At 64.8% G+C, this 12,628-nt stretch carries 10 protein-coding genes; 3 read left to right on the forward strand and 7 right to left on the reverse strand.

The window, feature by feature from the left end:
* Window positions 1–2: 2 nt before the first annotated feature.
* The 4 genes from EWH21_RS19525 to EWH21_RS19540 form a co-directional block, all read right to left on the reverse strand.
* Complete coding sequence (locus EWH21_RS19525; protein WP_277699116.1) at window positions 3–593, reverse strand: DUF6160 family protein; 591 nt, start codon at window positions 591–593, stop codon at window positions 3–5.
* On the reverse strand, window positions 580–1,635 hold the full coding sequence (locus EWH21_RS19530) for a hypothetical protein (protein WP_256662998.1): 1,056 nt from the start codon (window positions 1,633–1,635) through the stop codon (window positions 580–582). The genes EWH21_RS19525 and EWH21_RS19530 overlap by 14 nt, the downstream gene beginning before the upstream one ends.
* A gap of 2 nt (window positions 1,636–1,637) precedes the next feature.
* Window positions 1,638–2,666 carry a DUF6160 family protein gene (locus EWH21_RS19535; protein WP_277699117.1) on the reverse strand — a complete coding sequence of 343 codons (1,029 nt, stop codon included), beginning with the start codon at window positions 2,664–2,666 and terminating at the stop codon, window positions 1,638–1,640.
* Window positions 2,667–2,852: 186 nt separating this feature from the next.
* Window positions 2,853–3,458, reverse strand: coding sequence for a hypothetical protein (locus EWH21_RS19540; protein WP_134678210.1), 606 nt, complete (start codon window positions 3,456–3,458; stop codon window positions 2,853–2,855).
* A 224-nt stretch (window positions 3,459–3,682) separates the two neighbouring features.
* Between EWH21_RS19540 and mksB the strand changes: the two genes are divergently transcribed.
* From mksB to mksF, 3 genes are all read left to right on the forward strand, one after another.
* Window positions 3,683–4,924: an Mks condensin complex protein MksB gene (gene mksB / locus EWH21_RS19545; RefSeq protein ID WP_037055948.1), complete on the forward strand. Its 1,242-nt coding sequence runs from the start codon at window positions 3,683–3,685 to the stop codon at window positions 4,922–4,924.
* 168 nt (window positions 4,925–5,092) lie between these two features.
* A complete protein-coding gene (mksE, locus tag EWH21_RS19550) occupies window positions 5,093–5,785 on the forward strand; it encodes an Mks condensin complex protein MksE (protein ID WP_037055946.1) in 693 nt (230 codons plus the stop codon).
* The gene (gene mksF, locus EWH21_RS19555; protein ID WP_277699118.1) at window positions 5,782–8,613 is read left to right on the forward strand and encodes an Mks condensin complex protein MksF; all 2,832 of its coding nucleotides are present in this window, start codon (window positions 5,782–5,784) and stop codon (window positions 8,611–8,613) included. The genes mksE and mksF overlap by 4 nt, the downstream gene beginning before the upstream one ends.
* Before the next feature lie 190 nt (window positions 8,614–8,803).
* On the opposite strand, the gene EWH21_RS19560 is transcribed toward mksF, so the two are convergent.
* From EWH21_RS19560 to EWH21_RS19570, 3 genes are read right to left on the reverse strand one after another with little or no spacing between them, the layout of a single operon-like run.
* Window positions 8,804–11,104: an MlaD family protein gene (locus tag EWH21_RS19560; protein ID WP_277699119.1), complete on the reverse strand. Its 2,301-nt coding sequence runs from the start codon at window positions 11,102–11,104 to the stop codon at window positions 8,804–8,806.
* Window positions 11,097–11,714 carry a paraquat-inducible protein A gene (locus EWH21_RS19565; protein ID WP_277699120.1) on the reverse strand — a complete coding sequence of 206 codons (618 nt, stop codon included), beginning with the start codon at window positions 11,712–11,714 and terminating at the stop codon, window positions 11,097–11,099. Before EWH21_RS19565 ends, EWH21_RS19560 begins: the two co-directional genes overlap by 8 nt.
* Window positions 11,701–12,345, reverse strand: a complete 645-nt coding sequence (locus tag EWH21_RS19570) for a paraquat-inducible protein A (protein ID WP_047586646.1) — start codon at window positions 12,343–12,345, stop codon at window positions 11,701–11,703. The genes EWH21_RS19565 and EWH21_RS19570 overlap by 14 nt, the downstream gene beginning before the upstream one ends.
* Window positions 12,346–12,628: the final 283 nt, after the last annotated feature.

A 12,628-nucleotide genomic window follows, 5' to 3' on the forward strand; every position in this document is an offset into this window, starting at 1 on the left:
CCTCAGTTGGTCGGGAACACCAGCACGCTGCCTTGCATGCGGATGCTGCCATCGATCTTGGCGGAGAAGATCGTGGTCTGCTGGTAGCTCGGGTCACCGCCACTGGCGGCGCTCAGCGCCTTGTTCTTCCAACCGCCCTGGCTGGCCACGGCAAAGGCGAAGTTGCCGTCCTTGAAGCGAATCTCGTTGGGCAGCCCCAACGCCAGCACCTCACGCTCACCGCCGGCACTGGTGAGGGTGCGGGTATCCAGGGTCAGGCCCTCGAAACTGAAGATGCCCTTGATGTTGTCCAGCACATACCAGCCGGCATTGGCACCGGAGCGCACCGCCACCCGCATGCCGCAACTCTCCGGGCTGCTGGCACCGACCAGGGCACAGCTGCGCTGGTTGGCCGTCCACTGCGCGGGGTTGTTGCTGACGGGGGTATCCCAGAGCACGCCCCCGTTCTTGTTGATGCTGAACTCGCCGGAGAGGTAGACGCCACCCTGGCCGCTCAGCTCGCTCAGGGCGTCGTCATCCAGAGCCTGCATTTCCGCCAGCGCCAGACCTGGAAGCAGCGCCAGCACGGCAATCGCTCGGCTAACGCAGGTCATAGCTGCTCACCTTCAGGTAGTTGAAGCTCAACCCAGAGATCTCGTTGCGGCCAAAGTTGTAGCCGCCGGTGGGAACCGCCGTGGGGCTGCTGCGCGTGCCGCCCATGGTGAGGTTCTCGAACACCAGGTTGGTCCGCGGCGCATTGGCATAGAAGTCGCTGGCCAGGGCCTGGCGCTGTGCCGCCGTGGTGCCGGTCGCCGTCGGGTTCTGCAACTCCAGCACGAACTGGCCGTCAGCGCTCGCCCGCAACCGCAGCGGCTGCGACTTGCCGTAACCCAGGGCAATGTTGGCGTAACCGTTGGTGATATAGAGGGTGCGCGCGCCGCGCTGCGCAGCGGTTTCGCCGGCGGTATCGCAATTGGCCTGGGCGCAGGACATCACTTCCAGGGTCTTGGCGAAGATGTTGATCCGCGCCTCGCCAACCAGCTCGCCATTGCCATTCTGCCCAGGATCACCCCACAGCCGCAGGTAGGAGCCGTCCATCACCAACTGATGGATGTCCAGCGCCAGCATCTCGGTACGTCCGGCCGACACCTGAAAATCGAAACGCATGCCCAGGTCAGCACGCCCGCTGGGGCCGGTCGAGCAGTTGGAACCGGCACCGGCATAGCTGGCGATGCAAGGATTGCCGCCCGATACGAGACGCTCAGGGAACTTCAGTGACAGCACGGTGATGTCGTTCGGTGTGGTCTGCACCCACTGCCCGTCGTCGCGCAGACTGCGCAGCTCCTCCCCCTTGGCCAGCTCCAGCTCGAAGGGATGGTCCAGACTGCCGATGGTCACCGGATTGAGATTGCTGCCCTTGTCACTGCCGGCGGCCCCCAGATAGAGGTTCTTCAGGGAGATGGGCACGTTGCGCCCCTGACCGTCGGTGATGTCGTTGATCACGATCTGCGCACCGGAACCATCCAGCAGCACCTGATCCAGCACGAAGCCCAGGCCGGCGCCCTGCACGTCGGACATTTCCGCGTCGCTCAGCGGCTCCATCGCCAGCGTGGTTCCGGCGTGGAGCAGCGCCATCAGCAGCACCCCGTTACGCATGCTCAGCACCCCGCAGTGGCGCTACCGACGCAGGTATCCTGCCGGGGAATACCGTTGAAGGCCTGGTCGAAGTCGATATTGATCGGCGACACCAGGTTGCCGTTGGCGTCACGGTACTTGGGCAGGTTCATGAACGCGCCCTGCAGCGCGGTGATGAAGGCATTGCTGTCCATGTCTCGCCAGGCGACGTCCTGGGTCTGCAGAGAGATGAAGAAGCCCTTGGCGGCGTTCTGCATGTTGCTCATGTCGCTGGTGTTACCCACCGGCAGCGACTGGAACTGGGACAGATTGAAGCAGGTCTGGATGCCGAGGATGCTGCAATTGCCCGAGGCGAAGGCACCCAGCAGGGCATCGGTCCAGCCGCCGGCACAGCCGGAGGTGCAGGTCAGACCATCGCCATTCTTGATACCGGCCATGGTGCCCCTGACCGGGTCTGCCGTGCCACCGGAGTTGACCAGTATGGCGTCGGCCTCGACGGTACTGCTGCGATACACCCCCGCAAGCACCAGCGCGGCGCGCTGGGCGAAGGTCGCCTTGTCGTAGATGGCATCGCCGGTGCCCTTGATGTGCACCGGGATGTTGCCCGTCAGGCTCTGGATATCCCCGGACAGCGTACCCTTGGCCTCACCGAAGCCGATGCGCACCCCGACGACGCGATCGCCTTCGTAAGCCAGTTCGAGAAAGGGATTGGAGATCTTGAACGGGTTGATCGTGTCGTTCGGCCCCACCGTCCCCAGTGCGAAGTTGTTGATCAGGATGTCGGACGAACCGGCGGCCTCCCCCGGACGGGTGTACTGGCCGAGCTGCAGCTTCTTGACGTTCAGCTGGGTGTCGATGTTCAGGCCGAGATTGACGCGGGTGTAGTTGATGCCGGCATTGCTGTCGGTGGTCAGGTTGATGAAGGCCTGTCCGGTGATGTCCGACAGCTCGCTGTCCTCGAGCTCGACCATCTTGGCCTGGACCTGGGCACTCAGGACTCCAGCACAAACCACCGCCAGGGCATGTCTGGCGAAGCGAAAGGACCGGCGCATGGCAAAACCCCTTTTCTTATAGTGGCATCGAGCGCTCCGACTCGATTTCTTGAAGCCACTATAGAAGCGCACCGGCAAAAGCGGCCCGACCCATAGTCGAGAAAAGGCTGGCAAACGGCCTGCAGCGGGAGAATGACCGCAAGACGGGTGTTACCAGCAGTCACATCGGCGTAACACCACTGCCGGTCAACGCTGGCGGAACAGGCTCAGCAGGTGCTCGGCGATCGCGCTGCGAATGGCGTCGATGCTCAGCCGGGAGCAGTGCCCGAGCTTGCTCGGGTTGATGCGGTGCAGGTGTAACGACGGCATGCGCGCCTCGTACTCGCGCAGATCCCCCTTCACCAGCACGGGCAGGAAATGCTCGCCGCGCTGGCGGTAGCGCTCGATCAGCAGGCGCAATCCTTCCTGGAACGGCAGCTCGCGCGAGGCCACCAGCCGCGACTCTCCTGGAACCTTGATGTACAGCCCGTCACAGCCGATGGCCTCACCCGGCAGGACGTGCACGCCGGTAGGCTCCACCGCGTCGGCGGGGATGTCATGGAAGATGTCGTGCCAGGCCATCTCGTCGGGCAGGATGGTGATGCCGCCCTGCTCGTCCTGCGGTACCACGAAGCTGTAGTTGCTGTAGAGCTTCTCGACGTAGCTGGAGTAGATGCACAGGCGGTTTTCGAAACGCCGCAGGAACGCGATCGCCTGGGCGCGGTCGGTGATGGCGTGAAGGTCCCAATCCAGGTCGCGCTGATGCTGCAACTCGTGCCAACGGGCATCGACATTAAGGGCAAGGGCGGACATGGTGACTCCACTGGCAGGTTCTCTTCAGGGACATGGCAGAAAGCGTGCCATCCGCCAGAGTGCCGATTTCTGCGGCATTTCAAGGGATTGCAGCTACCAGCGAACCGCAGCCCGTCCCAATGTGCCGAATAACGTCACCTGCAACTGATCGATTCGGGCTCAAAACAGGCATCCGCCTTGCAGTACAATCGCTCCTTTTCACTTGCCTGGAACCCGGCGCCTCGATGATCGATCCCAAGCGCGTATTGCGCGCCCTCGCCGAACACTGGACGTTGCTCGAACCGCTGTGCGAGCGTTTCGACGCGGGCACCCTGAGCCTGGTCGAGCTGCGCGGCCAGCTCGCGGCCCAGTTGCCCGACGCGACGCCCAGTGACACCACCGCTCTGCTCGACACCTGGATTCGCCTGGACATTCTGGTGCCGGTGGCGAAGAGCCCCAACCGTTTCGAGCTCAACGCGCAGATTCACGACTTCCTCGCCTACCTGCGCCGCGAGCACCGTCTGGGCCTGTGCCTGGAGATCGAGGCCTACCTGCGCCATCTGGAGCGCCTGGCCGGTTATATCCAGGACGCCTTCGAGGTACGCGACGCCAACGACCTGGCACGCCAGCTGCGCCTGCTCGACATGCGCGTGCGCGACGTGCTGAAGAAACTCGGCAACGACGAACAGGCCCTGGTCGGCGTGGCCGACCGGGCCAAGACCAGCGACCGGCAGATTCCCCTGCGCCAGCGTTACGCCGAGGTCCTGGCGACCTGGGACGAATACGTCGAGCCGATGATCCAGCTGGTCGCCGCCGATGGTGCCTTCGAGCAAGGTGTACGCCGGGTCGAACAGGTGCTGCTGCGCCTGCTCGGCGACCAGCAGCGCCTCGGCCAACTGGTCGACGACGACCTGCTGCTGCGTACCCACGCGCGCATCCTGGAAATGCAGACCACCGCCCAGCTGACCCTGCGCAAGGCCCGCGAACTGCTGCTGCCGCTGCGCGAGGAAGCGCGCCGGCACAACGCCGTGACCCGTGGCGCGGCGCTGGCCCTGTCGGTGATCCGCAAGAAGGGCATCGACGCCGTGCCCCAGGCCGCCATGCCGCTGTTCACCCGACCGCAGAGCAACTTCCTGGGCTCGGCCAGCCAGGTCGAGGCCTATGTCTACGCCCTGGCCCGCTTCGAAGCCAAGCCGGCGCACTTCCCCAAGGCCAGCAGCAGCCGCAAGGGCGGCGCGCCCAAGGCGCCGAAGACCGCACGGGAGATGATCGAACGCTGCGAACAGGCCCTGCCGCTGCCGGACCTGATGACCTGGCTGCTGGAGCAGGAACCGGAAGGCGCCACCGACGAACTGCTCTACTGGTTCTCGCGCCTGTCGCGCGAATCGCGCTTCCAGCGCGACCGCCTGCAGCGCCAGACCTACCTGACCCGCGAGCATGAAATCAGCATCAGCTCCTACGCCCTGGTGGGCCGCCCCGATGCATGAGCAACCCCTAGGGTGGACAACGCTCTACTTGCCCATCTCGCCGCTGGCCGGGCGGCGGACGGATCAAGCGTCGTCCGCCCTGCGCCTGCCCGCCATCGGCCACCCCGAACTCTCAGGTGGAGCGCGCCCAGGCGCACTCGACCCAATGCTTGCCCGTGAGCACCGTCTATGAATATCGACCTGAAAGAAATGACCCAGCTGGCAGCCGCGTTTCGCGATCTGTTCAAGGGCTACCACATCTCCCGCAGCGAGCCGGAGTGCTACGCCCAGCTGTCGAGCATGCAGGACCAGTACCGTGCCCTGTTCCGCGCCCTCGGTTTCGAGCTGGTCTGCGACCCGCGCGGCTTCTACTACTTCGTCCCCGAGCAGGTCGCACCGCAGGTGAACAAGACCGCCCAGCGCCTGGCGCTGTTCACCTTCATCCTGGTCGAGCACCTGGCCGACCAGGGCCGCGACCCGCTCTCCGTGCTCGACGGCGGCAGCATTGGCCGTGACGAACTGCCAGCCCTGCTGGAGAAGTACCGCGACCTGTTCCTGCAGGCCGAGGTGACCACCTTCGAGGAGCTGGAAGACAAAATCATCCGCCGCCTGACCCAGCTCGGCTTCGCCGAGGACAGCAACGGCGTGTACCGTTTCTTGCCGCCGATGCACCGTTTCCTCGACGTCTGCCTGTCGGTGCAGCACGACCGTGACCTGGCCGCCAGCCTGCACAGCAGCGACCTGCCGCTGCCGGCACCGGTGCTGCTGGACGATGACGGTGATGCCGCAGTGGCCGAGGCCAGCGACACCGAGGAGTCCGAGGAAGACGCCCTGGCCCGCGCCATGGCAGAAGAACGCGCTGCACAGGAGATGGACGCATGAGCCAGGAACGCTACGGCATCCGCCGCTTCGCCCTGTTGAACACTGCCGGCTACAGCCTCGGCCTGTTCCCACTGGAAAACCCGCTGTCGGTGTACGGCGCCAACAACCTGGGCAAGTCCGCTTCGATCAACGCCCTGCAGTTCCCCATCCTGGCGCGCATGTCGGACATGAGCTTCGGCAAGTACAGCCTGGAAGCCTCGCGCAAGTTCTACTTCGCCAGCGACACCAGCTACATCCTCGTCGAAGTCGCCCTGCCCCATGGCCCGCACGTCATCGGCGTGGCCGGACGCGGCCCGGGCGGCGGCTTCGGCCACCAGTTCTTCGCCTACGCCGGCGAGCTGGACCTGGAGCACTACCAGCAGAACGGCACCTGCCTGCGCCAGCGCGAACTGTTCAAGAACCTCGGCCAGGCCGGCATCACCGCCTACGAGCTGAAGCCCGACGAACTGCGCCGCCTGCTGGTGGGTGGGCACACCAGCATCCCGCTGGACCTGACCCTGATCCCGCTGCGCTCGACCAGCGAGCAGAGCCTGAAGACCTTCCGCGCGCTGTTCATCAACCTGCTGCACATGCGCGAAATCACTGCGGCCAAGCTCAAGCAGCTGTTCCTCGATGCCTTCGAGCACAGCCTGCGCTCGGGCAGCGTCGACTACATCGCCGCCACCGAGGAAGCCTTCCGCGACGTGCGCCGCATGGAGCAGGACTACCAGGCACTGGTCACTGCCGGCCCGCTGATCGAAGCACTGGCCACCGGCGTCGGCCAGCGCGAGATCCTGCGCGGCAAGCTGCATCGCCTGTCGCCACTGCTCGACAACCTGCTGGGCACCTGGCACGACTACGCGGATGCGCGCAAGGAAGAGCTGGTGATCCAGGCCGAGCATTACCGCAACGAGCAGGACGGCCTGCAGAACGAACAGCGCGGCGGCACCAGCGAGCTGATGCGCCTGGAGCGCGAGATCAGCGAAATCCAGCGCTGGCTGGGCGAACTGGCGGTGCTGAAGAACCGCTTCGCCCTAGTCGAAGACGCCAAGGTCCTGGAAGAGCAACTGCTCGCCGCCAAGGACGCCCACGACGAGCTGGCTGGCGCCCTGGCGCAGTCGCGGCAGTTCTCCAGCGAAGACCTCGACGAGCGTCTGCGCGATCTGGAAAAACGCCTCAAGTCGGTCCGGCAGCAGCTCGACCACGCCGACAACAACAGCTACTCGCGCCTGCGCGAGGAGTTCAGCCAGGCCGACGTCGACCGCCTGATGCGCCTGTTCAACGGCCAGCTGTTCAGCCTGCCGCTGGGCGAGAAAGGCATCCAGGCCGACGGCGACGATTGGGTCAAGGCGGTCGAAGCCGTGCTCGACCGCTTCAAGGGCGACACCTTCGCCGTACCCGGCCTGTCCATCGACCTCAGCCATATCGAGCCGCCGGCCCTGCAGGCACTGGCCGACCGCGCCGCCCTGCGCGACCAGAAGGATCGCCTGGAGCGCGAGCTGAAGCAGCTCAAGACCCAGCAGTCGGTCGCCGCCGACCGCGCCGCCAGCAAGGCCCAGGCCGAGACCCTGTACCAGGCCGTGCTGGACGCGCAGAAAGCCCTGGAAGACTTCCGCAAGAGCCAGACCCTGGCCGCCGAGGAGCCGCAGAAACTGGAACGTCTGGCCGAACTGGAAGGCGCTCAGGACGAACTCAAGCGTGCCAGCGACGCCTTCGCCGAGCGGGTGCAGCAGCTCTCCGCCAAGCTGCAGCTGGTCGGCCGCCAACTGGCCGATCTGGAAGCCAAGGAACGCACCCTGGAGGACGCCCTGCGCCGTCGCCAGCTGCTGCCGGCCGACCTGCCGTTCGGCACGCCGTTCATGGATCCGGTGGACGACTCGCTGGACAACCTGCTGCCGCTGCTCAACGACTACCAGGATACCTGGCAGGCACTGCAACGCATCGACGGCCAGATCGAGGCGCTGTACGCCCAGGTTCGCCTCAAGGGCGTGGCCAAGTTCGACAGCGAAGACGACGTCGAGCGCCGCCTGCAACTGCTGGTCAACGCCTACGCCCACCGCCAGGACGAAGCCCTCACGCTGGCCAAGGCCAGACGCGCAGCGGTCACCGATATCGCCCGTACCCTGCGCAATATCCGCAGCGACTACGACAACCTGGAACACCAGCTGGCCCTGTTCAACCGCGAGATCAACAAGCGCCAGGTCTCCAACCTGCAGAGCTTCCGCATCGTCCTCGCGCCGAACAAGGAAGCCCTGCGCCACATCGACCAGATCATCCACAGCGCCGGCCAGTACGAGGAAGGCGAGACCCTGTCGGTGTTCGACCTGTCGCAGTCGGCCGAGCAGGACGCCAGGAACGAAGAAGCCAAGGACTACCTGTCGCGCCTGGTGGCCGCCAACGGCAACCAGCTGGGCCTGAAGGACCTGTTCGAACTGGCCTTCGAGATCACCAAGGTGCATGGCCAGCCGGTGATTCACACCGACATCGATGGCGCAGCCAGCAACGGCACCACCATGACCATCAAGGCGCTGACCAACATGTACCTGCTGCTGCACCTGATGGATCGCGAGCAGGCCGGGCGCGTGCGTCTGCCCTACTACCTCGACGAGGCGGCGGACATCGATGAACGCAACCAGCAGGCGCTGATCGAGACCAGCCTGCAGCTGGGCTTCGTGCCTATCCTGGCCTCGGTCAAGCCGCAGGTTTCGGCCCACGTGGCCATCGACCTGGAAGGCGGCAGCGGCCCCAACGGCATCTACATCGACGAGGCGGACTGGAAGTTCATCAAGCCCCGCGAGAATGCCAAGGCGCAGGCGCCCGAGCAGGCAGAAACGGCCGAACCGGCCTGACTCGTCGCGGCCGAAGACGCTCCCACGGCTCGGGACATGAGCGTAGGAGCGGCTTCAGCCGCGAGCTTGTATCTGGATGCCGCTGTTCACATCCCCCAAGAGAAAGGGCCGCACAATGCGGCCCTTCTCGTTACTGCGCAGGGAGGATGTCGTTCTTACATCCCTCCCGGCAACCGCCGCGCGCCCCGCCCTACTCCAGGACGATCTTCGGCGCCCACTGCATCCAGGCATCCTGCGGCTCATCGAACAATGCGAAGGTCTGCCCCGGCTGCGCCGGACCGCCCATCTCCGGATTGTTCGGCGTGGCGAAGGCGATTCCGCCTTCGATCAGCGCCTCCAGCGACTCGGTACGCACCTTCACGCCCTTGAACAACCCCGCATCCACCCCGATACCGCTGGCGTTCCAGAAGCGGCTGCCCGAACGCACCAGCGGCGCGTAGCGCGGCTCGATCAGCACGTGGATCAACACCCGATCCGAGGTCGGCCCCAGCTCGAAATCCACCACCTTGCCCACCGGCACCTCACGGTAGCTGACCACCACCCCCGGCTTGATCGAACCGCGTCGTGGCGCACTCAGCACCAGACGCAGCCCCTGCTCGCGTACCGCCTGGTTGGGCGGGCCATCCAGTGCCGTGAACTGCAGGCGCTGGGCACCGCCCTGCAACGCCGGCAGCACCTCCAGGTACTGGCCGCTGACCAGCGTGCCGAGGTTGGCGGCGCGGGTCAGACTCAGTTCGGGCTTGACCACCCAGAAGCGCGAGCCTTCGCGGGCGATCTGCCCTGCCGCCTGGGTGAGACGCACATCGAGCATCACCGCCTGCAGGTCATCGGTCAGGGCCAGGCTTTCCACCTTGCCGACTTCCAGCCCCTTGTAGCGGATCAGGGTCCCCGGCTGCAGGCCATCGCCATCGTTCACCCGGATGCGAATCTGCGTGCCGGGCTGCAGGGCACTGTTCCGGTCCGCGTGCAGCGCAAAGCGCTGCACCTGGCGCCCCGAAGCGGGGGCCTCGGGGTTCGGGGTCTCGAAGGCGATACCGCCGGCCAACAGCGTCTGCAGGGATTCGCTCTTCACCTCCACCCCGGAGAGCCCGCCCTTGAGGGTGATGCCACTGGCGTTCCAGAAGCGTGTCGAGGTGTTGACCAGATGCACGTAGTCCGGCTCGATATGCACGCCGAGCACCACCTGGCTATTGTCCCTGGACAGCTGATAGCTCTGTACCGAGCCCACCTTGATCTGGCGATAGAGCACCGGGCTGCCAACTTCGATGGAGCCCAGCTGATCGCTGAACAGAACCAGATGCAGCCCCGGTGCGCCGAGGTCCAGGGGCGGCGCCTTGCTCCGCGCGACGAAGCTGCGAGCGGGCGGGCTGCCCTTCTCACCCGGCCTTACCGCGATGTAGTTACCCTTGACCAGTGCCTCCAGCCCGGTGATGCCCGCCAGCGAGATGGAAGGCTTGACCACCCAGAACTCGGAACCTTCGACCAGATAGTCCTCGGCCAAGGGGTTGATGGTCAGCTCGGCAGTGGCGCTGGCGAGGTCGCGGTCGATCTTCATGGTCTTCAGGGTGCCGACCTCGATCCCCTTGTACATGACCGGCGTTCTGCCTTCCTGCAGACCATCGAAGTCGGTGAGCTTGACCACCACCTTGATACCGGCCTGTGCGGCGTCGTAGCTCTCGTACAGGCGGAAAGGCAGCGACGGATCGGTCGGCGGACTGTCCTTGCGATGTTCCGGCGTGGCGAAGGCGATGCCACCGGCGACGATGCTGGCCAGCGACTCGCTGCGCAGCTTGAAGCCGGACAGGTCGGCATCGATGCTGATGCCGCTAGCGTTCCAGAAGCGCGTGTGCTTGCGCACCAGGCTGGCGTACTCGGGCTCGATGAAGACCTTGACCTCGACGGTGCTCTCATCGTCCCCCAGGGTGTAGCTCTTCACCCGGCCGACCTGAATCTGCTTGTAGAACACCGGGCTGTCACGGTTGAGCGACCCCAGCCGATCGGCCTTCAGGGTCAGGTGCAAGCCCGGCACGTCGTCGCTCATCGGCGGTTCTTGCGTCAGCGCGGTGAAGGTACGGCTTGCCTCGCCGTCACCCGGGTTGAAGGTGATGTAGTTGCCCGACACCAGCGTCTCCAGGCCGCTGATCCCGGCCAGGCTGACATTGGGTTTGACCAGCCAGAAGCTCGTGCCCTTGCGCAGGTACTGCTCCAGATCCTTGTTGACCTCGAGCTGCGCCACCACGCCACGATTCTTGCCGGTCTGATCGAGGCTGATCGAGACCACCTTGCCCACGGCCATGCCCTTGTACATCAACTCGGTCTTGCCAGCCTGGATGCCTTCCCCGCTGGCAAAGATCAGCTCGACCTGGATACCGGCCTCGCTGTAGGCGCGCCAGGCCAGCCAACCGCCGATCAGCAGGGCGATGAGCGGCAGGACCCAGATGGCCGACCAGTTGGAAGCAGGACGCGTCTTGGCCATAGGAAGATCAGTCATGGTTGGTTTCCGTGTTGTCCCAGATGAGGCGGGGATCGAAAGTAAGTGCAGCCAGCATGGTGAGGATCACCACACTGGCGAAGGCAGCCGCGCCGGCACCGGCCTCGATACTGGCCAGGCTGCCGAAGTTGACCAGGGCCACGAGGATGGCGATGACGAAGATGTCGAGCATCGACCAGCGCCCGATCCACTCGATGAAGCGATACATCAGAATACGCTGCCGGGCCGACATCGGCTGGTGCCGTTGCACCGAATACAGCAGCAAGGCGATGCCGACCAGCTTGAAGGTCGGTACCAGGATGCTGGCGATGAAGACCACGGCAGCGATCGGCAGCATGCCGTGCTGGAGCAGCTCGACCACCCCTTCCATGATCGTCGCCGGTGCGCCCTTGCCCAGGCTGTTGATCGTCATGATCGGCAGCACGTTGGCCGGGATGTACAGCAACGCCGAGGTCAGCAGCAGCGCCCAGGTCCGAACCAGGCTGTTGGGCCTGCGCGCATGCACCGAACCACCACAGCGGCTGCAGTACTGGTGCTCGACTTCGGGCTCGATCGGATTGAGCTGGTGACACTCGTGACAGACCAGCAGGCCGGCATCAATCGCACGCATGAACGTCTTCCCCGGACAGCGCCTGCCAGATCTGCTGTGGCGACATCGTCACCTCCAGCCAGATCTGTATCAACAGGAGCGCAGTGAAGCAGAACAGGCCCAGGCCAAGGCTGAGATCTGCCAGGTCCATCAGCTTGACCATCGCCACCAGGATGCCCATTAGGTAGACCTCGAGCATGCCCCACTCGCGCAGGTGGTGGTAAATCCGATACAGCAGCAGACCATAGCTGCGCCCGAAGTCCAGGCGAATGCTCAGCAACACCAGCAACTGGCACAGCAGCTTGAGCAGCGGCACCGCCATGCTGCAAAGAAACACCACCACGGCGATCGCCTGCATGCCACTGTCGTACAGCCCGAGCACACCGCTCCAGACCGTATCCTGAGAGGTCTGGCCCAGCAGATTGAGCTGCATGATCGGCAAGAAATTCGCCGGGATGTACAGCAGCAACGCCGCCATCACCAGAGCCAGGCTGCGGCGCACTACCTGATGGCGGTGACTGAACAGCTCGTAGCCGCAGCGCGGGCATTGAGCGCTCTCGCCATCGGCAAGCTGTGGCTTGCGCATGAGCAGGTCGCACTCATGGCAGGCCACCAGCTCATGCACAGGCAAGGAGGATAACGGAGCAGACATGAAGGTCCCCTGAATGCATGCGCGCATTCTAACCGAGCCATTTGCCATGAGACCGTCCGTGTCCGGCAAGGTTGTAACTTTCCGCCCCCGTAGGAGCCGGCTTGCCGGCGATCACGGGTCCTGCAGGTTGCCCCGCCACCGACGGCGCTATCCACGCCCGACTTTCTGCCGCGCAAAGAAGAAACCCCAGACCTCGTTAGAGATCTGGGGTTTCGTATAGGAGCTTGACGATGACCTACTCTCACATGGTGAAGCACCACACTACCATCGGCGATGCGTCGTT

The sequence above is a fragment of the Pseudomonas sp. REST10 genome (assembly GCF_029542605.1).
GTDB classification, from domain to species: domain Bacteria; phylum Pseudomonadota; class Gammaproteobacteria; order Pseudomonadales; family Pseudomonadaceae; genus Aquipseudomonas; species Aquipseudomonas khazarica.